The organism is Bacillus sp. LJBS17 (assembly GCF_019334685.1).
Classification (GTDB): Bacteria; Bacillota; Bacilli; order Bacillales; family Bacillaceae; genus Bacillus; species Bacillus subtilis.
The window spans coordinates 3,588,193-3,613,538 of sequence record NZ_CP079759.1; the positions used below are offsets into that span (position 1 = coordinate 3,588,193).

Sequence of the window (25,346 nt, forward strand, 5' to 3'; positions counted from 1 at the left end):
TCCAAATTACATTTATTGTACAAGAAGCTGTGATAAATAGGACGCTTGTTCGTTCATTTTTTGAATCGCAGAATCCATTGCACTGAATTTTGAATAATAGCGGTTTTCTATGGTATTCAATCTGTCCTGCATATCAGTTATTTCAGTACTTATCGAGTTTAAATTTTTTCCAATGGAATAGCTACTAGCTCCCATTGTCGAGTTCCCAGCTTTTGCTTCAATGCTTTTCACCGTACTTCTAAGTGTATTAGTAATCCGCTTCATAATACCTTTATCGCTATAGTTACTATCATTTGTTCCACTTGTAAAAAGATTAGCAACTCCTTGAGGATCTTCTGCTATTTTTGCTTTCAATTTCTCTTCGTTAATCTCTAAGTGCCCTCGCAGTTGGTAAGCACTTGAAGTTGTGATGCCAAATTCAGTTAATTGATAGGTTTTCCCATCAGCATTAACTTGAGTATAAAAGTCAGTCCGCATTTGGTTCGTGCCGGTGCTGATGCTGGAATCATTTCTAAGCAAACCGCTTTTCGCCTTCTCCTCCCATAGCTCTACCTCTTTATCGGACATGGCTTCTTTTTGTTCACTCGTGAGCGGCGTATAGTCTCGGTATTTTTCTTCTTTCAGCTTTTCATTCAGGCTGTCAACCAGTTCATTGTATTTATCTACAAACTCTTTGATTTGGTTATAAATTCCGTCAACATCAGTAGAAACAGATGTGGTAACAGGGCCTGTGGCTGCAGTTGTATTTTTAATCGAGTAGGTAACACCATTCACCGTGAAATTGTTTGTCAGCTTCTCCATTTCAAAGCCGTTGATTGTGACTTTGGCATTTGTGCCTTCTTTGTAAGCAGTGAGCTTATTATCAGCATCCAAAGAAAAACCAAGCTGACCGGACATAAAGTCCGCTGTAGCAGAGTCTGCCGCCTGTATACTGCCTCCTGCACCCGTTGCTTTAGAAGAAAACGCAATCGTTTCTACGTACTCTGTACCATTCCAAATTTTATCTTTAAATGCTGATACTCCTAGATCTGAGCTGTTAAGTTTAGAAATCACATTATCAATCGTATCGGCACTCGTCACACTAATGTTCACTGTTTTTGCCGTTGTTTCGCCAGGCGCAACAACGTTAAATGCCAAATTGTGATCGCCTTGTGTGTATCCCGTATAATTGTTTGCCTTATACGTTGCTGCGGTTGCCAAGCTCGCCACTTCAACAGTAGACGAAGAATTCGGCGCACTTACGCTTCCTGTAGCAGTTAACACAGACTCATTAGAGCTTGTCACAGTTTTGCTCTGATACGTGCTCGGATATGTCAACGTATTTTTAGACATATAATCTTGCAATTCTTTTATTTTTGAGTTTACTTCACGATAGCTGTCACGCTGCCATTCAAGAGTCTGCTTTTTTTGTGTTAGCTTATCAAGCGGCGCTCTTTCTGTCTGCATCAGCTTTGATACGATATCATCTATATCCATTCCTGACGCCAGACCTGTTATTCTCGTGACCATTTCAAACCACTCCTATTCTACTTTTTTTCATCTACAAATAACCCAAGAAATTCAGTCATAGCCGCATAAAAATCAAGCCACCGTTTTGGTGGAATTTCGCGGATCACTTCATTTGTAGAGTCTTCTATTACCTTTACATAGTATTCATTTAACTTGTCATGAAGCTCGAACTTCAGATGAACTTGCGAAGGTTCCAAAAGCTTGTTCATTTCCCCCACCATTTCAGCAAGATTGGTATATGAAACTTGATGAACAGGAACCTCGTTATCATTATCTTTCTGATTATGTATTTGAGTATCATAACGATCCCAAACAGGTTGTAACGTAGTGAGCCTTTCAATGTTCAATTGATCATCCCCTATGCCCCAATCTATCGTTTATATCGACTAAGTCGAGATAAGATTACACATATTTTTGGAAAAAAACTGATCTGTTTTAGATTTCTTGTTCGGAAATATACTTAATAAATTTGCGGAGAATCCGATTATTATACCACGAGTTAGAGACAGCAAGGGGGAAGTATTCGGAGCTAGAAATATTAAATAAAAGACCTTGGCGTTGCCAAGGTCTTTTTTACAATTAACGTAATAATTGAAGTACGTTTTGCGGCTGTTGGTTTGCTTGAGCAAGCATAGCTTGAGAAGCCTGAGAAAGAATGTTGTTCTTTGTGAATTCGCTCATCTCTTTAGCCATGTCAACGTCACGGATACGAGACTCAGCAGCTGTCAAGTTTTCACCAGAAGCGCTTAAGTTGTTAATTGTGTGCTCTAGACGATTTTGTACCGCACCAAGCTTAGCGCGTTGAGAAGAAACTTGGTTGATAGCTTCATCAACAACTTTCAATTGAGCATCGAAACCGATATCAGCTGTATCTGCTGCATTATCTGCGAATTTTGTTACGTCAAGATCATTAACTGAATGAAGAGCTGCAATTGAACCATCAGCTTCTTTAATTCCAAGAGCGTCAGCACCCATATCCTCAATATTTACAGAGATTTGCTGTGTAGCATTTGCTCCGATTTGGAATACCAAGTTCTTTTGATTTGCAGGAGTAGCTGTGTCAACTTTGTAAGTGCCATCGAGCAATTTCTTACCATTGAATTCTGTACGATTTGAAATACCATCGATTTCATCTGTTAAAGCTGAAATTTCATCTTGAATAGATTGCAAATCAGTTGCTTTGTCCTGAGTTCCAGTGTTTCCAGCTTGAACAACTAGCTCACGAACACGTTGAAGGATCGCATGAGTTTCAGTTAATGCACCCTCAGCTGTTTGGATAAGAGAGATTCCGTCTTGAGAGTTTTTAGAAGCCATTTCAAGACCTCTGATTTGTCCTCTCATTTTTTCAGAGATCGCAAGACCAGCTGCGTCATCTCCCGCACGGTTGATACGAAGACCTGAAGAAAGTTTCTCCATGTTCTTTTGGCTCGCACTGTTGTTTGAAGACAAACGGTTTAGTGTGTTAAGTGCTGCGATATTGTGGTTAATTCTCATTGTTTTGTTCCTCCTTGAATATGTTGTTAAGGCACGTCCTTGTGCCCTTATTTTGTAACTGGCGGAGTCTTTTGCGCCTCCTCCCGGCTACATCATTAATATCGGATTGTCTCTGATTTTGTTAATACAAAAATAAAAAAATCCTCACTTTTTTTGTGAGGATAATGCCGAGATCACATCGCTGGATAACGCTGCTGCACGGTTATTTTCTTCCTGAATGGTCAAGTAAATTTCTTTCCTGTGAATATCAATATGCTTTGGGGCGTCAATTCCAAGCTTCACTTGATCCCCCTCAACCGCAATCACTTTTACTTCAATATCAGCACCTATTTGAATCGCTTCGCTTATTTTCCGCGATAAAACTAGCATGATTCTCCTCCAATCGGATGCTTTGTCGTATATGAGGAGTCGTGTAAAACGACTTGCTTAGCCATCATGTTCTTGCGATTCACAATAATGGGAGCCAATAAATTAGCAGTAGATTTTTCGAATGGCTCTGCCATGGTCAATATTGTCATGACTTCTACGTCTTGAATATTATCGATATCCAAAAGTTCAGCAGTTGATTCATCAAGGTCAAATTCATAATTCTTAAAAAAGATAAACGGACTTACAACGATGAACGCAAGATTTTCTGAAGTGACGGACTGCAGTGCCACGAATGGAGAGTCTTCTGAAAGCGGAAGTATGACAAATTGTTTTTCTTCTAAAAAGCCTGGAATCCCGCTTTCAAAAAGAATGATTTGTTCTTCTTTTATGTTCATTTGGCCATGGTACTTCGTATGAATGATCATTGTTCACGATCCTTTTCTTTTTACTTTTCGGGTGATTCTTTCGGGTATTCTACATCTATATTTAAATCAGGGTATTGGAGCATGTCAACCTTAACATTTCCTGGCGTATATTCAACAATTGGCTTATGCGGCTCAGCCTGAATAACAGGCTTTCGCGGCGTAATCTGAACGTCAAGCTGTGACGGAGTATATTGTATTTTCACCCTAGATAGAGAAGGAGCATAATTTTCACCTAATTGAATTTGGTGCATTTCAGAGTTCCTCCTTGCTTGTGAAGCGATTGGGTTCCCTTTAGTTTCAATTCTCATAAGCTCGTCGCCTTCTTCTGCAGTGCGCGCTATTCCCTCCATTACATCCTCATGCCCTTGTTGGGCGGCTTCTTCAATTCTCTTGAAAACATGCTTTCTGTCTAATTCTTCCCATGCTTGTGTCTGGTCAATCGTGAGTTTTCCAGGTGTCACCGATATTTCCATTTCCGCACTCGGCTGTTCGATCTCTAGATCAGCTTGAGGCTGCTCCATTTTTAAGCTGGCAGGCGTCGTTGTTAAACCAATTTTTCCTTGAACACTATGCATAATCAATCTGGGAATCTGCATCACTCTACCTCCTGAACTATAAAAAAAGCGAACTCCTAAGAGCCGCTTACTTTAAAAAGTCAATCAATGTAGGCTGAACAATTTGCGCATTAACGGCCAGAGTAGCCCTGTGCACACTTTGCTGCGCAATAAATTCAGTTATTACTTCTTCCAGTTCTACATCTTCATTGTCTGATAACACTTTGGTAGCTGTTTCTTCTTGCGCTGACAGTCTTGTATTAACCAGTTCAAGACGATTATATCTCGCTCCAAGATCAGATCGTTCAGCACTCATGCCGTCAGAAAAATGATCAATATCATCTAAAACACTGTCCATGCCATCTAGCGAACCAGAATTTAGTGCTTTCTCAAAAGAATCAAGCATTTCAAATACATTCTGCCCGCTTTCAGAAGTGCCTCCAAAAGCTGACTTTGGATCTGAATTCACTTTCAATGACATATTATTTGATATATTGACTACGACATCAGCTGTATCAGAAATTGTATAAGTTCCGTCTCCGTTATCTGTAACCGGAGGCTTATCTGAATTTGTGCCATTAAAGATATATCTGCCGTTCACTTGTGTATTCGCAATATTTAAAAGCTGTTCCTTTAACTGCTTTACCTCTACGCCAATCGCTTGCCGCTCCGACTCGCCGTTTGTATCATTTTGAGCTTCAACCGCTAATTCTCTGACCTTTGACAGGATGTCAATTCCTTCTGTAATGTTTGTTTCTGTGTTTTCGAGCCAGGTAAAGGCTTGAGAAGCATTGCTTTTGTACTGCTGCACTTGAGACAGTTGCGTATTATACTTTAAGCTTTTCATTGCTACTACAGGATCGTCGGAAGCTTTTGAGATTTTTTTCCCTGAAGAAATCTGCGACTGGAGTTTATCCAGCTTCGAGTAGCTCGAACCGATATATCTCAGTGAGTTTTGCTGTATCATGCCTTGTGTTACTCTCATGTGACTCTACCTACCTTCCTCCAACACCCATGCCGTTGATCACTTTATCAAGTAATTCGTCTTGTAAAGTCACCATTCTTGCAGCTGCATTGTATGCGTGTTGGAATTGAATCATATTCGTCATTTCTTCGTCTAAAGAAACTGCGCTCATTTGCTGACGGTTTATGTCAGCATCATTTAGCTGTGTTTCTGTATTAGACGCCAGTCGATTAGCCTCTTGAGCTTCGATCCCTAGCTCGCCAATCAGACCCGCATAATAATCTAAAACACTAGTTTCTTTACCGTTAATGGTTATTTTACCTGTTAAAACATTTGCTAATTTTGTAGCATTTGCGTTATCGTTGGCTGCACCAGTAAGTGAGAAAGCAATGTTTGCGCCTTTTGAATCTATTATGCTGTCAGCCACTTTGATCTTGCCCGCCGCGCCCTTGGCAGGTTCAGTTTCACCGCCAGTAAAATCAAAAAAGTCTCCGCCTTGTTCACCGCTCTTTGTCACACCATTTCTGTGCACTTCATTGAAAGCTTTCGCGAATTCAAGCGCCATATTGTCAAGATCAGAAAGCATTTCCGGGTATACGCCCTTTTCTTGGCCATCTGCTGTTATATACCCATAAGACTCTATAAATCCTAAAAGGGATCCCTTGCTGCTAAAGGACTCCGCCTGCACAGCTGTATCCCCGATTGAAATACTTGATACTAACCCAGTTTCATTATCATAGTTGGCTGCAAGTTCTGAAACCTCGTAATTTTTACCGTCCAAAACAGTTCCTAGCGACTGTTTATTTTTATCAAGGATTTCAATTGATACAGTTCCTTCAGCAGATGCAAGTGCATTCCCGCCTGATTTGTTGTAGCTGACTTTGATATCAACCATTGAGGATAATTTATCGATCAGCAAATCTCGCTGGTCATATAAGCCATTCGGAAGAAGCCCGACCGGCTCTACCTGTGCAATTTGCTTATTTAAACTGTTTAATTGAGAAAGCAGAGAATTGACATCCAACACAGTTGTATTTAGCTCTGCTTTTAAATTCGATTGGACATTTGTAAGTGATTCAGAAATATAATTAAACGTTTCAGCTACAGCTTGTCCTTTTCGAGCAACAACAGAACGTGCACTTTCTTCATTTGTATTATTCGATAATTCCTGCAGGGAATTCCAAAACGAATTGAGCACACTGTTCAAGCCGCTGTCATCCGTTTCATTTAAAACGCCTTCCATTTGGGACAGCGCTTTTGCCTTCGTGTCATAGTATCCGGCACTGTTGTTTTGAAGACGGTATTGGTAGTCAAGAAAGATATCTCTTATTCTCTCAACTGATTTTCCTTGAACGCCCGTACCCATTTGTCCCGCTGTTTTTTCTGCATTTTTAGATACAGCAGGGAAATAGTCAGTTGCCTCCAATGAGACCCGCTGTCTTGTATAACCATCAGTATTGGCATTTGCCACGTTATTTGCAGTAGTGCTTAACGCTGCCTGCTGAGCGCTTAACGCCCGCCTTGCAGTTTCAAGCCCCATAAAGGTAGATGTCATTTTCTGAATTCCTTTCTGCTAAGCTTTTGAATCAAACAGTTTCATTTGGCTGCTTTTCGGCAGCTCAGCTTTAATTGATTTGCTGTAATTGAAGTTATTTTCCTTAGGAACCAGCATATCGTACGAAATAGAGATGAATTGCAGCGCGTCTCTTGTCAGCTGCCTATTCATCTCATTTACTTTTTTCAGACGTCCGAGAACTTGAGAAAGAGATTCGTATAATTGTTCCAGCTCTTCCTTTTCACTGCCTGAGGTTTTGGCGATACATGCGGAAATAGTATTATTTTCGCTATATCCGAGAAAGGCCGAAGTTGTTTTGATCCGGTCATCTTCTGTCTGCGTGATTGCTTGAATATATTTTTGCTCTTTTGTCAAAATGTTAGAAAGCTCTTTTGTTTTGCCGGCTTTGAGCGCTTCCGTCTTTTCTTCAGACAGCGTGAGCAGGTGCTCATGCAGAACGCAAAGTCGCTTCAATTGTTCAATAATTGCCTTCGCTGACATGGGCTTTCTCCTTTTTTACTGCTTTTTATAAAAATTAATTATATTTTTCGCGATATGATTTGCGTCTACTTTGTATGACCCGTTTTCAATTTGCGCTTTAAGCTGCGCAATTTTTTCCTGTCGTGAACCAGTGACTGCGTCGGATGCATGTTGCATTTCTTTAGCCTGTGATGAAATTTCAATTTTATCTTGAGGCTGTGCAGCAGTTTTTTGCACCGCTTGCTTATCATAATTTTTTTGATATGGATTAACGGATTGTGTTCCAAATTGATTGATTTTCATAGGATTCCTCTCGCTTTCCGTTGCAGTCTTTAAACAATCTTAACCCTTTTATCGACTGCGTTTTCAGTTAGTTTAGGGAATCAGCTGTTTTTGGTATTATAGGCATAGTATGTGTCTTTTTTACTATTTTCTTTCTCGATTTTCAGAGCATCCTCGTGGTTCAAATGATCCATTTGATCCTTAATATCGGACTGGCAAGCCTTGCAGAACTTGCCTTCTCTAATCGATGTCCCGCACCTTTCACAAGGGTATGCCAAATTAGGAAGATGAGTGATCTGAATTCGCTTCTGCCTGATGAATTTCAATATCAGCTCTTCTTCCACACCTGTTTCCTCAGTTATCCGGCTCAAAGTTGATTGCCGGTTTTCCTGTTTTCTTAAAAATTTATAGACAGTCTCAAATGATTTTTCTTCTTCCTTAATACACGCCTGACATACGGTTTGCAGCTTTGTTTTTAAAAATAAAGCATTGCATTTCGGACAATTAGCCAGTTCTCCCATCTTTTTTTCTCCTTATTAGATAATATGCCTGTGTCAATTTCTAGTGATTATATCGGCATAAAAACAGAATCATTTAGCTTCTGATCAAGGTAAAAGATGACACTGAAGCGGCTTTTCCTTTTTCTAATAAGCAGCGGGCTGCGAAGTGCAAGGTGGCGCCTGTTGTATAAAGATCGTCTATTAAAATGATATTCATACCTTCTGCTGAATTATTTTTTGTATCAAAAATGCGCTCTGACAGCAGGCGTTCTGTTTTCTTTTTCTTTGACTGTTTCTCATTATTCAGGCGAATGAGGGGATGGTGGGAAGGCCGGTCTAAACATTCTGCCAAGAGCTGTGCCTGGTTAAATCCGCGCTCTTCTTCCCGTTCCTTGCTCAGCGGAATAGGTACAAGAACAAAATGCTTATCGGGGTAAACCTTAGAAAAGGTTGAAGAAAAATCACTTTTAAATGCATTTATGATTTCTGCATCTCCTCTAAATTTAAAACGGGAGAGCGTTTCTTTCATCATATCATTATATGTGTAAACTGAACGGTTTTGACGCAATAGCAAACTGTCTCTGATCCTTGTTCTCCACACCTCGCAATCCCTGCATACGGCATGAACAGATTGAGGTCTGCCGCACAGGGGGCAGATATGTCCTGTGATTTTCTTTAATTTGCTTCTGCAAGAATAACAAACCTTTTCATCAGGCTTTAATAAAAAAAGGGCTCTCCATGTAACATCTTGAGAAAATTGCGAATCACATAATAAACAGATCAGTTTATGAATGCCTCCTCCTGCTTCGTGTGACATAAATCGCTTGGACTCTCTGAAACTACTGCAGCAGATTCAGCCAAAATGACAAGCATTGCTGTGTTTTTTTGTTTATCTACCAGCTCAGCTTTCGTATATGCGATCTTTTTAAGATCAGTAACGTAGGATGGACTCACTTTGTTTAAAGAAAGTGCCAATACATCGTTCTGGCATACTTGACAAGTACAGGCCATATGAAGCTGGTCCATATATCGGTCGAGCAGTTCTTTCATTACAATTTCTTTTGAATTGACAAGCATTTTTACAGCTCCTCATCATCGGTTATATGAGTATACTGTACCACGTTTTCAAATAATGGCTAGTCTGTACATTCAACTTTTGCTGCCAATTCATTCATTTCTTTTATATGCTTTCTTGCATCGAGCATACTCTTTGTTTTGCCGAAGTGAAAGAAAATGACATCGCCGTCCGCATATTCTTTATGCCGGCCGGTTCTTCCTGCAATTTGAACAAGTGCGCTTTCCGTAAAGATAGGTGATTCCGCTCCTAGTACACCCGTTTGCACCTTGGGGACTGTGACGCCTCTTTCCAGTATTGTTGTTGTGATTAATAGATCGAGCTGACCATCTCTGAATTGCTGCACTTTCTCCTTTCTATGCTTGTCTTCCGCGTGCACAGATGCGGTTCGGCAATGAACCCCTCTAAAGCACGCAGCAGCCTTTTCCAGAATAGAAACGGAAGGAACGAATAAAAAAACAGGCCTCCCTTCTTTTACATGAAACTCTATCCATCTTTTCACCGCTGGCGGAATTTTATTTCGGTTTAATTTCTTCTTCCAGTTTCCACACCATACAAAGCGCGGTTCGGGTAAAGGTTTCCGGTGGTGTCTTGCGGGGATGCGAACTGAATGTAACTGTCCGTTCAGTGCTTTTCTTTTTAATTCTTTAGGAGGTGTTGCACTTAAATAAACGAGGGTGCTGTTTTTCTTTCTTGCTTTTTGAACAGCGAATTGAAGGGTTTGATCAGCAGAATATGGAAAAGCGTCAACTTCATCAATGATCATAACATCGATTGCATCTTTATATCGCAAAAGCTGATGCGTAGTGGAAATCATAAGCGGAGATAGCCGCCCTTTGTCATCGCTTCCTCCGTAAAGCGCTGAAATGTCAGCACCCTGAAAGGCAGCCTTGAGCCTTGGAGCAAGCTCTAATACAACATCGGTGCGAGGTGTTGCAATACATACACGCAGTCCTTGATTTAACGCTGATTCTATACCAGGAAACAGCATTTCTGTTTTGCCAGCGCCGCAAACCGCCCAGATGAGGAGCTCTTCTTTTTTTGATATTGCTTCAATTAAAACATTGGCGGCTTTTTGCTGTCCGCTTGAAAGCTTGCCGTCCCATGTCAGTTTAATTGACTGCCAGTTTGGTTCATTTTCCTCTTCCCATGAATATAAAGGAACCTCCTCACTCACTCTTCCCATCATGACACAGGAACGGCAATACAGCTTATTCTTTCCAGATGAGTGATAAAAAGAATAATACCGCTGATCAGTTTGGCCGCACCTATTACATCTATATCCCCGTTTATTTATGGATATAGAATTTTCAGCAGTGATATATCCATTCTTGATATGCCATTCAATCATCTCATCGGAAAATGAGAGCTCAGTCCTGAGCAAATGACGGCTTCGAAGCGTCTGCTGCAATTCTCTAGAAAAGGAACTGTTTTTTTCAACTGGCACATTCACATAGCACGCCTCCTTTCGAGACAGTATGCCTGAATGAATATTTTCTGTCCAACAATTAAAATAAGAATATAAAAAAATCTCCGCTCTAAAAACGGAGATTTGGCCTTATTTAAAACACCAGCAAATTCCTAACGCACCTTCACCCAAATGAGTGCCAATTACCGCGCCAAAATAGCTGTTATAAAATTCAACATGAGGATATTTTGCAGAAAGCTCTTCAATGATTTTCGCTGCTTCTTCCTCTCGATTAGCGTGGATAACAGCAGCTCGCATAGGCAACCCTTTACTCGCATCTTCGTCTAAAAGCTCATAAATTCGCGAAATTGCTTTTTTACGTGTGCGAATCTTCTCAAAAGGCACAATTACCTTATTGTCAAAATGAAGGATAGGCTTTACCTTTAGAAGACTACCAATGAAGGCTTGGGCGCTGCTTAATCGCCCGCCGCGCTGAAGATGAGCTAAGTCATCTACCATAAAATAAGCTCGAACTGTTTTTTTCATTTCTTCCAGTTCTTTTATAATATCTTCCGGCGATGATGCTCCGTTTTTGATTAATTCAGCAGCTTTAAGGGCATAAAAGCCTTGAGCCAAGCAGCTGATCTCTGAGTCAAATGGATACACATCAATATTGTCGACCATCGAATCAGCCGCTGCTGCACTGCTGAATGTTCCGCTGATCCCGCTGGAAAGATGGATACTGATAACCGCATCATAAGACTTGCCAAGCTCTTCATACAACGCAACCAGCTCGCCGATTGGCGGCTGAGAAGTCGTCGGGAGCTCATTATGTTTTTTCACTTCTTCGTAAAAGCTTTTCCAGTCCAACTCAATTTCTTCACGGTAAGTCTCCTCCCTAAAAACAACCTGGAGAGGGATCATATGTATCTGATGTTGTTCACGCATTTCTTTCGGAATATATGCCGTGCTGTCTGTTACGACTGCAATATTCATAGCTTCGATACCTGCCTTATTGCTTTATAACTCTATTGTAAGGGAAACGGCAGCCTAAAAAAAGACCTGCCTAGAAAAAGGCAAGTCTCCTATTATACTATCTCATTTCTACCCAACCATTTTTAATGGCGACCACAACGGCTTGCGTCCGGTCGTTTACATTCATTTTTTGTAAAATATTGCTGACATGGTTTTTAACGGTTTTCTCACTGATAAACAATGATTCACCAATTCCGCGGTTGCTTTTTCCGTCTGCAAGCATCTGCAGCACTTCACATTCCCGCCTAGTTAAAATATGTAATGGTCTGCGGATTTCAGGGTAAACCTCATGTTGAGGGTGTGCAGAAACTCCGCTTGTTGCAAGGCGGCGGAATTCGTTAACGAGGTTGTGAGTAACCTTCGGATGAAGGTAAGATCCGCCCTCAGCCACTACTTTAACCGCTTCAATTAATGTATCAGCATCCATCTCTTTCAGCAGATAACCTCTTGCACCTGTTTTCAGGGCATGTGTTACATAATTTTCGTCATCGTGAATTGATAGAATAATTACTTTAGATTCAGGATACAGCTCTACAAGCTGTTTTGTAGCTTCCACACCATTTACGTTTGGCATATTGATATCCATGATCACAACATCAGGATGATAGTGCTCAACAATACGAGCCGCTTCGTCTCCGTCATCACCTTCGGCTACCACTTCAAAGGTAGGTTCAAAATCCAATATCCGTTTAACACCTTCACGAAATAACTGATGGTCGTCGATAATAACAATGTTTACTTTAGTCACAAGCCACGCCTCCTTGTATTATTGTTCTATATACTCTAGCATTCGGTCAATATGCCTTTTGGCTCTATTTTACAAATCATAGTCAAAGAGATAACGGAACCTTAATCATAATAAATGTCCCAAGACCTATTTTCGAATCTATTGTCATCGTTCCTTCCAATAAATCTACTCTTTCTTTCATGCCCAGCAAGCCGAATGATTTGTTTTTCTTCTCTTTCGCTTCCTTCAGGTCGAACCCTTTACCGTTATCTTTTATCATTAAAATCACAAAATCCTTTGTGATCTCAACTTTGACTGTAATTTCTTCAGATTCAGAATGCTTTAGCGCATTAGACACAGCTTCCTGTGCGAGCCTGAAGAGCGCAACCTCAAACTGAGGCGCTAGCCTCTGATCCTCTGTTTCTCCAATGCACTGAAAATGTATTTTGACCTTCCCGTTATATTCCTCGGTTGTATATAGATATTTTCTTAAAGTTGGAATCAGGCCTAGGTCATCAAGGGCCATCGGTCTTAAATCATATATAATCCTTCTCACTTCGTAAAGGGCATTCCGAACATTTTGGCGTAGATTTTTAATTTCTTGGAATCCGTCCTCTGCGCCCCGGTCACGGAAAATCCGCTCGATTAATTCCGATCTCATCATAACATTCGCCAGCATTTGAGCGGGTCCGTCATGGATTTCTCTTGAGACTCTTTTTCGCTCTTCTTCCTGCGCTTCAATAATTCTTAAGCCGAAATCCTGTTTTGCCTGAGCATCAGCAAGAAGCAGTCCAACTTCGCGCAAATCCTGATTCAAGTAGTTGAGCACAACTGTAATTTGGCTTACTAATGATTCTGACCGCTCAATGATTTCCTGAAGCCCTAGCAATCTGCGCTCCAAATCGTCCCGCCGTTCGCGCAATTGCTTCTCACGCTGCTGGATCATCGTCAATTCTACCTGCAGCTTATGGGCTTTTTCATAAGCATTGCGGATTTCCTCTTCACTGAATCTATGAAAATTACGGCTGACCTCGGATAAACGGTTTCTCGCATGGCGGGTTTGCACTTCAAGTTTATCGCCAAGCTCGATCACTTCATACACCTGCTGTTTAATTTGTTTCAGTTCTTCGACCAGCTGTTCATACTGCTGGCGTGACTGCTCCCCGATTTGAAAAACTTCGTCCTTGCTCCCGTCAACGGTTTTCAGCATCTTCATCAAAATAGAATCCAGCACTTTGGAATCCATCTTTGTTTTATTCATAATTTCCCTCCGTCACGGCGTTGTCATATATTTTTATTATAAATGTAATTGATCTGCAAATTATGTCGAATTATAATGAAAGAATGCGTATATTCTAGAAAAAAACATTTTTATATACTATCTACTCTTTATGATACCAAAATACGCACAAAAATTCTAAAGACTGTACGAATTTGTATAGGCAGTCTTTTATGCTTAGCAGGAGGGTCAGCTAGCATGCTGCACAGCTATTTTACTGTGAAAGAAGCAGGGGAACACGAGATTGTTATAGAAAAATCGCGTTTTATCTGTCATTTAAGCCGTGTTTCTACCGAACAAGAGGCACAGGAATTTATACAGAAAATAAAGAAACAGCACTGGAATGCGACTCATAATTGCTCGGCTTATGTTATTGGCGAGAATGATCATATCCAAAAAGCCAATGATGACGGGGAACCAAGCGGTACAGCGGGAGTGCCGATGCTCGAGGTTTTAAAAAAACGCAGGCTGAAGGATACTTGCGCCGTCGTTACACGCTACTTCGGAGGCATTAAGCTTGGTGCTGGCGGATTAATTCGCGCTTATGGGAAATCAGTGTCTGAAGGATTAAATCATATAGGTGTTGTAGAACGGAAGCTTATGCGAATCATGCATACTTCTGCAGATTACACATGGCTTGGCAAGATTGAAAATGAATTAAGGGAGTCACAATTTCTGTTAAAGGAAATCCATTATTCAGAAAATGTTGAATTCGAAACATACGTCGAAGAAAAAGAAACAAACGCTTTTTCTGAATGGATGACAGAACTGACAAATGGAAAGAGTGATATTAAAGAGGGAGAGTTGACGTATCTTGAAAAAGCCGTCAATCACATAAAGGAGACTGAATAATGGCTGAACGCGTTAGAGTGCGTGTGCGAAAAAAGAAAAAGAGCAAACGCAGGAAAATTTTAAAAAGAATTATGTTATTGTTCGCCCTTGCACTATTGGTAGTTGTAGGGCTTGGCGGGTATAAACTTTATAAAACAATTAACGCTGCGGATGAATCGTACGATGCCCTATCCCGCGGGAATAAATCAAATCTTCGCAACGAAGTTGTAGACATGAAGAAAAAACCGTTTTCTATTTTATTTATGGGAATAGAGGATTACGCGACTAAAGGACAAAAAGGGAGATCAGACTCTCTTATTGTTGTTACCCTGGATCCCAAAAATAAAACCATGAAAATGCTGAGCATTCCGCGTGACACACGTGTGCAATTAGCTGGTGACACAACGGGAAGCAAGACGAAGATCAATGCCGCTTACAGCAAAGGCGGTAAAGATGAGACAGTTGAAACTGTTGAAAACTTCTTGCAAATCCCGATTGATAAATATGTCACAGTTGATTTTGACGGATTTAAAGATGTGATTAATGAAGTCGGCGGTATTGATGTTGACGTGCCTTTCGATTTCGATGAAAAAAGTGATGTAGACGAAAGCAAACGGATTTACTTCAAAAAAGGCGAGATGCATTTGAACGGCGAAGAAGCCTTAGCATATGCCCGGATGAGAAAACAGGATAAACGCGGAGACTTTGGCCGTAATGACAGACAAAAACAAATCTTAAACGCGCTGATTGACCGCATGTCAAGTGCAAGCAACATTGCTAAAATTGATAAAATCGCAGAAAAAGCCAGCGAAAACGTTGAAACCAATATTCGCATTACTGAAGGTTTAGCGCTTCAGCAGATTTACAGCGGCTTTACCAGCAAAAAAATCGACACATTGAGCATTACAGGTTCTGATTTGTATTTAGGGCCTAACAACACATATTACTTTGAACCTGATGCTACAAATCTCGAGAAAGTCAGAAAAACGCTTCAAGAGCATTTAGATTATACTCCTGATACAAGCACTGGCATTTCCGGTACCGGAAATGCAACAGACGGGACTGACAGCTCAAGCAGTTCTGGCAGCACTGGCACAACAACTGACGGGACGACGAGCGGAAACAGCTATTCGAATGACAGCAGCACAAGCTCAAACAACAGTACAACGAATTCAACAACTGATTCATCCTATTAAAAAATGCCCGGTCCTTTTAGAGGATCGGGCATTTTTGCGCAGAAAAAAACTCCGGCACATAAGCCGGAATTTTTAATTCCTTTTCACCAGCCGTTTATAAAACTTTGTAAACGGCTTAAATTTTTCATTCACGAGTCCTGTCACTTCTGCTATGATTTGCATAAAAATAATTAAAATGAAGATAATAAACAAAGAAAGCCAAATTGTGGCACTTTTAAGTACTATCGCACTGATACTGAAAATAAATCCAATTAAATAAATAACTAAGACCGACATCCGATGTGAAAGGCCAAAGGCCATCAGTCTATGGTGAATATGCGACTTATCAGGCGCTGAAATCGGCTGTTTGTTTAATATTCTCCTGATGATAGCAAATGTTGTATCAAAAATCGGTACGCCTAATATAATAATCGGGATAACGATACTGAACAATGTGACACTTTTATACAGGCCTAATAATGAAAGAATCGAAATACTATACCCTAAAAACAGTGATCCCGTATCTCCCATAAAGATTTTTGCCGGATGGAAGTTGTAAAACAAAAACCCCAGCGTGCTGGCAATAACGACTAATGAGAGTGACAGAATGAGCACTTTTCCGCCGGATAGCGCCATGACAGCGATCGTTGACAGGCCGATAACAGAAAGACCGGCAGCAAGGCCATCCAATCCATCAATCAGGTTAATTGCGTTCGTGATGCCGACAATCCATAATACCGTCAGCGGATAAGCCATCCATCCTAACTCAAACCGTTCTGTTAAAAAAGGTACTGAGAAAAAGTCCATTTTTAAGCCAGTGCTTACAATCATTATGGCTACACCTAATTGAATCAAAAACTTAACTTTTGCACTTAATTGATATTTATCGTCAAGAATACCTAACACAATAATGATGAATGCTCCGACTGTAATTGCCGTCATCCTTGTTTCTGTGTAAATACCGGATGCAAGCACGCCTGCAACCACCCCGATAAATATGGCCAGCCCGCCCATACGGGGCATGATTTTGTCATGTACTTTTCGATTGCTGGGCTGGTCAACTGCACCTATTTTAATCGCAATCCTTTTTACGATTGGGGTTATGATTAAAACTGTCAGCAGCGAGACAATAAACGCAACAACAATGCGAATCATGCGTTCGTCAAGCATAAAGAAGTCTCCTTTGGAATTAAATGAAGTCTTTATTTATATAGAGAACCGTTCCTTCCATTATACCTTCTCCTTAGTTATTATAACAAGCTTCATCAAAAAGAAACACGTATAATCAAAAAACGCGCATCCCAATTTATAGGACTACGCATGTTTTTGAATCCCTGTATATTTCATAATTTGTCTAAATAAGCAATTCCAATCTTGTGTCCGGGCGATGTTTCGGCGCATTTCTTTATAGGTTTCGTCTCCGTTTTGTCCGAGAACTTTTTCACAAGCTGCTATAAAATCAATTGGATGATCACCTTCTACATATTCGTATACATACGGCTTTTGCATTTTTGAGGTTGACGGGAGATTAGAGCCGACGACAGGTTTTCCTGCCGCTAAAAATTCAAATAGTTTCAGCGGAAACACAGCTTGATTATACGGTGATTGTTTATATGGCATGATGCCAATGTCGATAAGCTCCATAAAATGCGGAACTTCTTTCGGATCTGCCGGGCCGGTCCATATGACATTTGGAAGCCTCAGCAGCTCTTGAAACGAAACATCACCATTGGTGGCATCCGGGCCAACCCATAAAAATATCCAATCAGGCTTTTGCAGTGCCGCTTCTTTAATCATTTTAAAATCGAGCTTCGGTTTAATCCCGCCAATAAAGCCTAACACCGTTCCTTCTCTCCCCTGCAGTATACTGCGATCGGTAGCTTGTTTATGTGCAGAAAACAGCTCATACTCCACACCGTTTTCCACAGTATGAACCTTTTCTCGTCCTGCAGTCAGTTTTTTGTCTACTTCCTTGTGAAGATAATCTGATGAACAGGTTATTGAATCTGCTCGTTGTATAATTCTCAGCTCTGCCGATTTAATGACTTTTCGCCGGAATTCAGACAGCAGATTTGATCGGCCGCTGATCGGCGCCGCCCATAAGTCACTGCAGTCATAAATGACCTGATCCCAAGGATACAGCGAAGACAGCAGCGGGAATCCCGGAAACGTGTACCATAAACAGCAGCGTTCACCGTTTGCAGAAGCAGATGTAAGCTCATCGAGTAATGGGGAGAGCTTATGTCTGTAAAAGACATCTGTATATCGTCCGAAACGAAACATTTTTTTCTGCAGCAGGTCTTTGACAGCGAATTGCCTGATGCCAGAATGGACTTCCTGAAACTCTTTCCCTTGGGCACGCTGAGCCGGACATACCCAAATAACTTCCTTCGTTTCCTCCTGAGCAGCTAAAAATTCTGCCAGCCGGTGCCTTCTGTATCTCAATTGGTCTTTTCCCCATTCAGCAGTGGCAACGATGACATGAATGATTGCTTCTTTTGTTTCCACCTTCATCACCTTTTCTCTCTGTTTGCGGCTATAATCTTTTTTTCACCGCGTTTTTTGCATATTGAACAAAACACCATGTTGCTTTCATAAAATGAAGCCGTTCGATCTCCCTGTAGACAAACCACGTTTTTCTCGCAGCCTTCCATTTGTTGCTGGAAATTGAGTTATTGACAAGCCGATATTCAGCCAGGCATTCATTCATTCCATAGGCAGTAAATCCTTTTTTTAAAAGAGACAGCCATGTGGCTAAGTCCTGTCTCGTTCTGATATTCGGCATTTGGATCTGTCCCGTTTGCTCCCTGTCAATCATCACCGTCAAGCAGCCGATAATTGTATTTTTCAGGGCGTCATCGTACGTCAGGCTTTCCGGCGCATGAATAAATTTATCGAGTGGGGTCCCGTCCTGCGCCATTAAGCTGTAGCCCGTGAAAGAAAACGCACAGGAGCGCTCCATCATAAACTCAAGCTGCTTTTCCAGTTTGTCTTTTTTCCATTTGTCATCACTGTCCAAAAATGCTACGTAGCGCCCTTGAGCGCGTTCCAACGCTTTGTTGCGAGCAACCGCAGCTCCGGAGTTCTCTTCCAAATACACCACATGAATTCTTTCGTCTATTTTTTCATACTGCTGTAAAATGTCGCGGGTCCCATCCGTTGAGCAATCATCCACGATAATCATTTCCCAATGAGGATGGCTCTGATCTAATACCGAATGAACCGTGTCTTCAATATAGTCACGCGCATTATAGGAAGGTGTAATGACAGATACGAGAGGTTTCCAATTGGTCATGATCACATCTCCATCGTATGATTTTAAAAGGATTCTCTGAAAAATTCAGGAATGACAACGAACATAAAGGCAATCGTAAGGCCAATCATAACGCCGAGAACTGCTTTCTTTTTCGGAGACATTCCCCCGCCTGCTGTCTCACTTACGGTTTCGGAATCAGTAATACTGGCCGCTTTCAGGTTAAGCTGTGTGTTTTTGAGCTCATATAAAAATCTCTCTTTATCCACTTTGGAATCCTCGCTCACCGACTCGCCTTCAAGCGCGTCTATGCTGCTGCGGATAACGGCTTCTCTTTCTGCATACAGCTTTTGATCATTTTTGAGGAAGGTGGAGGATATGGCGTTTAAGACAGATTCCGTTCTATCCTTATCCTCGTCGCTATAGCTTAAAGTCAGTAACGATTTGGATTCCGTTTTGATGGTAAGCTTCTCTTTGATCTCTGCTACATCTTCATCCTTTTCATCAGGAAGCGCCTCCTTCAAAAAAGAGTCGCTCTTAAGCAGAAGCGGAATCTCTTCTGTGCTGTTATAAACCGGATGATCATAGCTCCCCACAGCCAAAGTATCTTCAGCTGTATAGCTCTTTTGATCAGCGATCTGTGACGGCAGGATATACCCCGCCGCACCTAATATAATTGGCACCGCTATGATCCAAATGATATTTTTTTTTATGCGACGGGCTATTCTTATCAATATATCGTTCATATAAGTCTCCCTGCTTTTTGTAGTCTGTTTATCTGTACATCGGCTCAGGCATTTGTCTGGATCGCCTTAACACATTCACGGCGGCGATGACGAGCGCCATAAACACCCAATGGAAAAATAAATTTGAAACAGAGCTTGGGCTGATACTTGATACCAGGAAACTGACCATAGCGGTAATAAGTCCTTCTGTGATCAGTTTTGACTGATTTTCTAATTTTCTTTCATAAAACTTGTAAAGCACCCATATGAGGTAGGCATAAACGGACAGATATCCCAGCATGATGAACAAGCCAAAATTAGCAAGAATTTCAACAAGCCAGTTATGCACCTCTGCCACATTGTCAGTATCATATACAGCATAATGCTCAAGATAATAGGATACATTTCCTGCCCCGACTCCGAATCCGTATGAATCAAGGAAAAAATGCCAAGCGTTTTTCAGCAGATTTGCCCGAGCCACATTTGATGGAAGCCTGTCATGAAATGAATGCAGCGTCTGCGGAGCCAGAAACAGCTCCCAAAACTTTGAATAGATTTTGCTGGCGAAAAAAACTGCGAAAAGAGCAATTCCCGCCGCCGACAGCCATATAGCCATTTTCTTTAAAACAGGCGGCAATACAATGAAGATGTAGACAGCAATACCTGCAAAAATACCCAGAAGGCTGGCTCTTGAACCAGTGGCAAAAATTAAATACAACGCACAGAGCGAGAGCACAAGGCCAATTGCCTTGATGTATCCATTCTTAATGTTTTTCATCATCGTGATGTAAAAAAAGAAGCTGATGGATAAAAAGGTCGCAAAGTCATTTTGATTAAAAAAGACCGATGTCGGATAATGCTGCTTATACTCCGGTCCGCTGTACAATGTGGAACTCGCAAGATGATGGTGGGTGATATGATTGTAAAAGCCAATGATCATCAGAAATACCGTCATCACCAGCCAAATGGCATAAACAATCATCAGCCGCTCCATTTTTTGCACGTACATGACAATAAGATAAATGAAGAAAATTCCCATTGCCAATAAGGCTAAATACTTGAGGCCAACTGTTACCGACTTGGCCCACAGCAGAGAAACAAGGCCATATATAAACCAAAAGGCGAAAAAGAGTAAAATCCCTTTTACTTGCAGCCCATGCCATCTTTCAATATGGGTTCGATTCCGAACCATGCCGAAAATATGAAGGCAACCCGCTGCGATGAGCAGAAGCCGGTAAAGGAACAAACTGAAAAATCCAAGATGAATAGCGAAAAATGCATTATTTAAAAAAGTGCAGGCGATCAAAATATAGATTACAGCCATAAAGAGCCGTTCTTTTGTTGTAAATGCGGTTGCAAGCGTCAGTAAAAACAGGCCAATTGCCAACACCGCAAGCACAGCAGCCATCTGCATGAAACCTATATCTTTATGGATGGCTCCCAGCAATAGGACGACTCCAAATATAGCAGCGGCCAGTAACGCTAGCGTATGGACCGCTGATCGTTTGATACTCACATGTTTAACCCCTTTCCTGATGTTTCAGGAGCCGGCGGCCGAGCCTAGCAGCCGGCAGCTTCAACCAAGTAACACTTTTTCTTTTTATAAATTGACGCTTCCCAAGTCTTTAGCCAATTCTTCAAGCGGCAAGCCCGGAAAATACTTGTCAGAAGGTTCCGTTCCCCGAACAACGGGACGGCCGATAGAGTGATAAATGTATCCGGCTGCCTGCATCTCTTCAAGTGAAAATAAATTTCTGCCGTCGATGATGACTGGCTGTTTTAAGAGGGTTTTCACTTTTACAAGCTCCATTTCTTTCACTTCCGGCCAATCCGTTAAAATCAGGCATGCATCAGTGTCTTCCATCGCAGCATACACATCTGTGTAATACTCGACCTGTTCGCCAAGGATCGCTGAAGCTTCAGGAATAGCAATCGGATCGTATGCTTTTACATGGGCGCCCAGCTGCTGCAGCATTGGGATAATATCAAGCGCTGGAGCGGATCTCACATCGTTCGTATTCGGTTTGAAGGCTAATCCCAGGACTGAAATGGTTCTCCCTTTGACGCTTCCCATAACAGTCAAAAGTTTATCTACAATATGAACACGCTGCTTTTCGTTCGTTTCAATGACAGCTTCGATGAGCTTGAATGGATAGCCTGCCGATTTTGCGATTTGAAGCAACGCGGTTGTATCCTTTGGAAAACATGAACCGCCGAATCCAATACCCGCTTTAAGGAACTTTCTGCCGATACGGCTGTCAAGACCAACACCATCAGCAACTTTTGAAACGTCTGCGCCGACTCGCTCACAAATGTTTGCGATATCGTTGATAAAGGAAATCTTTGTCGCCAGAAATGCATTCGCGGCGTATTTAATCATTTCTGCACTTTCTAGGTTTGTTTTAATGACAGGAGCATGGAATGGCTGATGAAGTTCCTCAATGATGGCAGCGGCTTTATGACTTGTTGAACCAATCACGGCACGCTCCATATTCATCGTGTCATGAATCGCTGACCCTTCCCGAAGGAATTCAGGGTTAGATACAACATCAAATGAGTATCTCCCCTTTGAGGCTTTTTGAACGATAGATTGCACCAGTTTCCCTGTTCCAACCGGGACTGTGCTTTTATTTACGATCACTTTGTAGCCGTTAAGATGCTCACCGATTGTTTTCGCCGCCGCTTTGACGTACGTTAAATCAGCTTCACCTGTTTTGGACATAGGCGTTCCGACTGCAATATAAATAATATCTGAGGCCCGAATGGCAGACGGGATATCGTTCGTAAAGGTCAGGCGCTGATCCAGCACATTTTTTTCAACTAAGTCTGCAAGCCCTGGTTCATAGATTGGGATTACCCCATTTTTCAGACTTCTGATTTTTGATTCATCGATATCACAGCAAACAACTTTATTGCCGATCTCCGCAAAGCAAGTGCCTGATACGAGTCCTACATAACCTGTTCCAATGACAGCTATTTTTTTCACAGCGCTCATCCCTCTCCTGTAAAATGAACTTCCTATTTATATTGGTCGCAGTTTCTTACGATTAAACGGACGTTTTCGTGACCGTCTGATACTGATGATGCAAAGCCTTGGCGTTTTTTCCTGCGTCAAATTGAGCTTGCACGGTTTCATACAAGTCATCTGCTACTTCCGGCTTCCATATTTGCTCATGTTCGTACCGAGTGATCGCTTCTGCCAAGGCTTGAGCGGATTTCGGTTTAATCAGCAGATGTTGGTGCTTTCCGAATAAAGACGACACTCCGCCAACATCCGTACAAATAACAGGAACCCTTAGCGCCAGCGCCTCAATCACAACAGTCGGCATCCCCTCACTGTAAGAAGGAAGTACAAATAGATCTGCCGCAAGTAAATAGTCTCTTACCTGATGATTCGGCACTTGGCCGGTGACGATATGCCCCTTCTGCGTCAGCGTCGATTTTGCGGGACCATCCCCGACAAAGACTGCCTTAGGAGAGTCCTGCAGCGATTCGATCGCTTCAGACAGTTCAAAAATGCCTTTCTCTCTGACCAGCCGGCCGACATAGACAGCCAGACGCTGATCGAGCGGGAGTCCGAGTCTTTTTCTGATTTCCTCTTTCGTCTCCTCATTCTCCTGAAAGCGGCTGAGCTGTATGCCGATTGGCAAAACCGAGCTGTCAAAGCCCGAAAGCTTTTTGGCTTCTTCCTGAAGCTTGTGGCTGACTGCTAAAACAACTGACGCAGAACCTACGGCACGCTTGAAGGCTTTAAACGCTCCTTTGCTGTAATGCGGATAGACATTCACATCACTGCCATGCAAGGTCAGGACATAAGGAATTTGCGCTGACTCTGACACGACTGCCGCAGCCCCGCCCGATGGCATGGCAAAATGCGCATGGATCAGATCCGGATATAGGTCGCGCTGTTTCATGGTTTTTAAAACGGCTGATGCGATTCTCCGATGAGGCTGCGCCCACTTCAGCTGGCCGGGAACTGCCCGATAGAAAGGCCGGTAAACCGGTATTCCCTTTCTAATCTCATACTCCGGTCTGGCATCCTTTTTTCGATATGTCTTTTTCAGCATGCGGACAGGTGCTGAATGAAAAGGCCGTGGGCATATCACAGTGATATCAAGCCCGAGTTTTTGCAGCTCTTGCACCTGTGTCTCATGAAACACACCCTCTCCGGGTTTCATACTGCTCGGATATACGCTTGTGATCCACAAAATCTTCATGACAAACGTCCTTTTCTTAGTAGTTTGCTTTTCGTTTGAGGGTACGCTTTTACCAAAAGAAAGAGATAGCACAGCGCCCCGGCCGCAACTGAAATGGCCAACCGCATTTCTGCCTGCATACTGAAGTGTTCGGTACTGAGGCTTACACCAAACGCGATGATGCCCATCGCCGCAGTAATCAGAAATGGCTTCATAATCGACTGGAAATAAGCTGAAAGGTTAAGCTTGATGACATATGCCAAAAGCCAGCGCCCAATCAGGAAATTAACAACGCTGATAATGGCATACACCCATGCGACTGTCAGCAGGCTTCCCGTCTGTACAGCTGCAAACAGTGATAATCCGTACAGCAGCAGCACGCCGGAATCCCAATAAAACGCTAAGTCAGCTCTTCCTTTAGCCAGCAACACAGATCCATTTGGATTCATGAGCACTCTTAGTATTCCGACAATCGCCAGAACATTTAGGATCGGAACAGCAGCAAGCCATTTTTCTCCGAAAACCGCTGTGATAAAGGCGTCTGACACAGACACGAGCCCGATTAACAGCGGAAACGAAACAAGCGCCAGCATTTTTGTCATATTCAGAAAGCCTTCTCTGATCACGCTGTTTTCATATTTGTTTTTTGCGAAAACAGGGAATGCCACCCGTGTGACAATCGGATTGATCTTCAAAACCGGAATGGTGACAATCTGATAAGCGAGGTTATAAATCCCCAATGCTTCAGCACCAATAAACCGGCCGATCAAAATCATGTCGATATTTGCTCCGAGCCTGTTCACAAGACGGGATGAAAGCTGAAAGGCTCCAAAAGTAAAGAAATCCTTCATGCCTCTCAAATCAAAAACAAAAGCAGGATGCCACTTTTTTCGGTATACAGCCCAATATAAAATCCCTTTACTGGACTGCAGCAGGACTTGAGAAATCACGTACGCCAAAATCGCATCCATCATAAAAACTGCTATCGCTAAATATCCGAATGACAATACATTTGAAAAAATCTCTATTTTGCTTAACGTATTAAAATGCAGCTGCTTTTGCAGCATATACTGATATTGCTGTCCAATTGGCGCGATCAAAAACATAATCGCCAGAATCCGAACCAGAAACACCAGCTCTTCTCTTTGATAAAATCCCGCAATGACAGGACTGCTCACATATAAAAGAACAAACAGCAAAACGCCCGTCATAATGTTAAGCCAATACAATGTTGACAGCTGGCGCTCCGTCGCGTCGTCTCTCTGAATTAATGCTGCGCCAAAACCCATATCGAGCACAATCTGGGCGAAAACTGTAACCGTTGTGATCATGCCGACAAGCCCAAATTCTGTTAAGGTCATCATATTTCCAAGCAGGGCAAACTGAACAATTTGTATGATTGTAATACACATGGTTGAAATACTTGTCCACTTTGCACCGCTCATGATTTGTTTTGTAATACTTGGCATCATATTCCCTACTTCTTTTTAAGCTCAGATTGATGGTGAAT

27 protein-coding genes are annotated in these 25,346 nt (G+C 42.0%); 2 read left to right on the forward strand and 25 right to left on the reverse strand.

The genetic code is table 11. The features are described from left to right. Nucleotides 1–12: 12 nt before the first annotated feature. The 17 genes from KXZ66_RS18595 to degS all read right to left on the reverse strand — a co-directional run bounded on the left by KXZ66_RS18595 (nt 13) and on the right by degS (nt 13,638). Nucleotides 13–1,509 carry a flagellar hook-associated protein 2 gene (locus KXZ66_RS18595; protein WP_014478123.1) on the reverse strand — a complete coding sequence of 499 codons (1,497 nt, stop codon included), beginning with the start codon at nt 1,507–1,509 and terminating at the stop codon, nt 13–15. 17 nt (nt 1,510–1,526) lie between these two features. Then, nucleotides 1,527–1,856, reverse strand: a complete 330-nt coding sequence (flaG, locus tag KXZ66_RS18600) for a flagellar protein FlaG (RefSeq protein ID WP_009968250.1) — start codon at nt 1,854–1,856, stop codon at nt 1,527–1,529. A gap of 232 nt (nt 1,857–2,088) precedes the next feature. Continuing rightward, a complete protein-coding gene (gene hag / locus KXZ66_RS18605; protein ID WP_003228021.1) occupies nt 2,089–3,003 on the reverse strand; it encodes a flagellin Hag in 915 nt (304 codons plus the stop codon). 144 nt (nt 3,004–3,147) lie between these two features. After that, nucleotides 3,148–3,372, reverse strand: a complete 225-nt coding sequence (gene csrA / locus KXZ66_RS18610) for a carbon storage regulator CsrA (RefSeq protein ID WP_033884178.1) — start codon at nt 3,370–3,372, stop codon at nt 3,148–3,150. Continuing rightward, nucleotides 3,366–3,797, reverse strand: a complete 432-nt coding sequence (gene fliW / locus KXZ66_RS18615) for a flagellar assembly protein FliW (protein WP_003228007.1) — start codon at nt 3,795–3,797, stop codon at nt 3,366–3,368. Before fliW ends, csrA begins: the two co-directional genes overlap by 7 nt. A gap of 20 nt (nt 3,798–3,817) precedes the next feature. Beyond that, nucleotides 3,818–4,393, reverse strand: a complete 576-nt coding sequence (locus KXZ66_RS18620; RefSeq protein ID WP_041850476.1) for a DUF6470 family protein — start codon at nt 4,391–4,393, stop codon at nt 3,818–3,820. 46 nt (nt 4,394–4,439) lie between these two features. Beyond that, a complete protein-coding gene (gene flgL / locus KXZ66_RS18625; RefSeq protein WP_015714797.1) occupies nt 4,440–5,336 on the reverse strand; it encodes a flagellar hook-associated protein FlgL in 897 nt (298 codons plus the stop codon). 10 nt (nt 5,337–5,346) lie between these two features. Next, nucleotides 5,347–6,870: a flagellar hook-associated protein FlgK gene (gene flgK / locus KXZ66_RS18630; RefSeq protein WP_003228001.1), complete on the reverse strand. Its 1,524-nt coding sequence runs from the start codon at nt 6,868–6,870 to the stop codon at nt 5,347–5,349. Nucleotides 6,871–6,888: 18 nt separating this feature from the next. Further along, entirely contained in the window at nt 6,889–7,371 is a 483-nt protein-coding gene (gene flgN, locus KXZ66_RS18635) for a flagellar protein FlgN (protein ID WP_014481048.1), read from the reverse strand. A 15-nt stretch (nt 7,372–7,386) separates the two neighbouring features. Further along, nucleotides 7,387–7,653, reverse strand: a complete 267-nt coding sequence (gene flgM / locus KXZ66_RS18640) for a flagellar biosynthesis anti-sigma factor FlgM (RefSeq protein WP_014481049.1) — start codon at nt 7,651–7,653, stop codon at nt 7,387–7,389. An 80-nt stretch (nt 7,654–7,733) separates the two neighbouring features. Continuing rightward, on the reverse strand, nt 7,734–8,153 hold the full coding sequence (locus tag KXZ66_RS18645) for a TIGR03826 family flagellar region protein (protein WP_003227995.1): 420 nt from the start codon (nt 8,151–8,153) through the stop codon (nt 7,734–7,736). A gap of 73 nt (nt 8,154–8,226) precedes the next feature. Next, a complete protein-coding gene (gene comFC / locus KXZ66_RS18650) occupies nt 8,227–8,949 on the reverse strand; it encodes a comF operon protein ComFC (protein WP_033884179.1) in 723 nt (240 codons plus the stop codon). Beyond that, nucleotides 8,913–9,209: a late competence protein ComFB gene (comFB, locus tag KXZ66_RS18655; protein ID WP_014478130.1), complete on the reverse strand. Its 297-nt coding sequence runs from the start codon at nt 9,207–9,209 to the stop codon at nt 8,913–8,915. The genes comFC and comFB overlap by 37 nt, the downstream gene beginning before the upstream one ends. A 59-nt stretch (nt 9,210–9,268) precedes the next feature. After that, nucleotides 9,269–10,660 carry an ATP-dependent helicase ComFA gene (comFA, locus tag KXZ66_RS18660; protein ID WP_014481052.1) on the reverse strand — a complete coding sequence of 464 codons (1,392 nt, stop codon included), beginning with the start codon at nt 10,658–10,660 and terminating at the stop codon, nt 9,269–9,271. 105 nt (nt 10,661–10,765) lie between these two features. Further along, nucleotides 10,766–11,611 (reverse strand): DegV family protein, encoded by an 846-nt coding sequence (locus KXZ66_RS18665; protein WP_003244125.1) that lies wholly within the window; start codon nt 11,609–11,611, stop codon nt 10,766–10,768. A 97-nt stretch (nt 11,612–11,708) separates the two neighbouring features. Further along, complete coding sequence (gene degU / locus KXZ66_RS18670; protein WP_003219701.1) at nt 11,709–12,398, reverse strand: two-component system response regulator DegU; 690 nt, start codon at nt 12,396–12,398, stop codon at nt 11,709–11,711. Between the two features lie 82 nt (nt 12,399–12,480). After that, nucleotides 12,481–13,638: a two-component sensor histidine kinase DegS gene (gene degS / locus KXZ66_RS18675; protein ID WP_003227983.1), complete on the reverse strand. Its 1,158-nt coding sequence runs from the start codon at nt 13,636–13,638 to the stop codon at nt 12,481–12,483. Nucleotides 13,639–13,854: 216 nt separating this feature from the next. On the opposite strand from degS, the gene KXZ66_RS18680 reads away from it, so the two are divergent. Beyond that, on the forward strand, nt 13,855–14,508 hold the full coding sequence (locus KXZ66_RS18680; protein WP_003227979.1) for a YigZ family protein: 654 nt from the start codon (nt 13,855–13,857) through the stop codon (nt 14,506–14,508). Next, on the forward strand, nt 14,508–15,683 hold the full coding sequence (gene tagV, locus KXZ66_RS18685) for a polyisoprenyl-teichoic acid--peptidoglycan teichoic acid transferase TagV (protein ID WP_015714802.1): 1,176 nt from the start codon (nt 14,508–14,510) through the stop codon (nt 15,681–15,683). Before KXZ66_RS18680 ends, tagV begins: the two co-directional genes overlap by 1 nt. 72 nt (nt 15,684–15,755) lie before the next feature. On the opposite strand, the gene KXZ66_RS18690 is transcribed toward tagV, so the two are convergent. The 8 genes from KXZ66_RS18690 to KXZ66_RS18725 form a co-directional block, all read right to left on the reverse strand. Then, nucleotides 15,756–16,832: an MraY family glycosyltransferase gene (locus KXZ66_RS18690; protein WP_003227975.1), complete on the reverse strand. Its 1,077-nt coding sequence runs from the start codon at nt 16,830–16,832 to the stop codon at nt 15,756–15,758. Between the two features lie 144 nt (nt 16,833–16,976). Then, nucleotides 16,977–18,170 carry a teichuronic acid biosynthesis protein TuaH gene (locus KXZ66_RS18695; RefSeq protein WP_151870507.1) on the reverse strand — a complete coding sequence of 398 codons (1,194 nt, stop codon included), beginning with the start codon at nt 18,168–18,170 and terminating at the stop codon, nt 16,977–16,979. A gap of 28 nt (nt 18,171–18,198) precedes the next feature. Further along, nucleotides 18,199–18,957, reverse strand: coding sequence for a teichuronic acid biosynthesis protein TuaG (locus KXZ66_RS18700; RefSeq protein WP_038829893.1), 759 nt, complete (start codon nt 18,955–18,957; stop codon nt 18,199–18,201). A 23-nt stretch (nt 18,958–18,980) separates the two neighbouring features. Next, entirely contained in the window at nt 18,981–19,661 is a 681-nt protein-coding gene (locus tag KXZ66_RS18705) for a teichuronic acid biosynthesis protein TuaF (RefSeq protein WP_024573113.1), read from the reverse strand. Nucleotides 19,662–19,689: 28 nt separating this feature from the next. After that, entirely contained in the window at nt 19,690–21,156 is a 1,467-nt protein-coding gene (gene tuaE, locus KXZ66_RS18710) for a teichuronic acid biosynthesis protein TuaE (RefSeq protein ID WP_151870022.1), read from the reverse strand. Between the two features lie 84 nt (nt 21,157–21,240). Further along, nucleotides 21,241–22,626 carry a UDP-glucose 6-dehydrogenase TuaD gene (tuaD, locus tag KXZ66_RS18715; RefSeq protein ID WP_151870021.1) on the reverse strand — a complete coding sequence of 462 codons (1,386 nt, stop codon included), beginning with the start codon at nt 22,624–22,626 and terminating at the stop codon, nt 21,241–21,243. 61 nt (nt 22,627–22,687) lie between these two features. Next, a complete protein-coding gene (locus tag KXZ66_RS18720) occupies nt 22,688–23,857 on the reverse strand; it encodes a teichuronic acid biosynthesis protein TuaC (RefSeq protein ID WP_219144694.1) in 1,170 nt (389 codons plus the stop codon). Next, complete coding sequence (locus tag KXZ66_RS18725) at nt 23,854–25,305, reverse strand: teichuronic acid biosynthesis protein TuaB (protein WP_120028569.1); 1,452 nt, start codon at nt 25,303–25,305, stop codon at nt 23,854–23,856. The genes KXZ66_RS18720 and KXZ66_RS18725 overlap by 4 nt, the downstream gene beginning before the upstream one ends. Nucleotides 25,306–25,346: the final 41 nt, after the last annotated feature.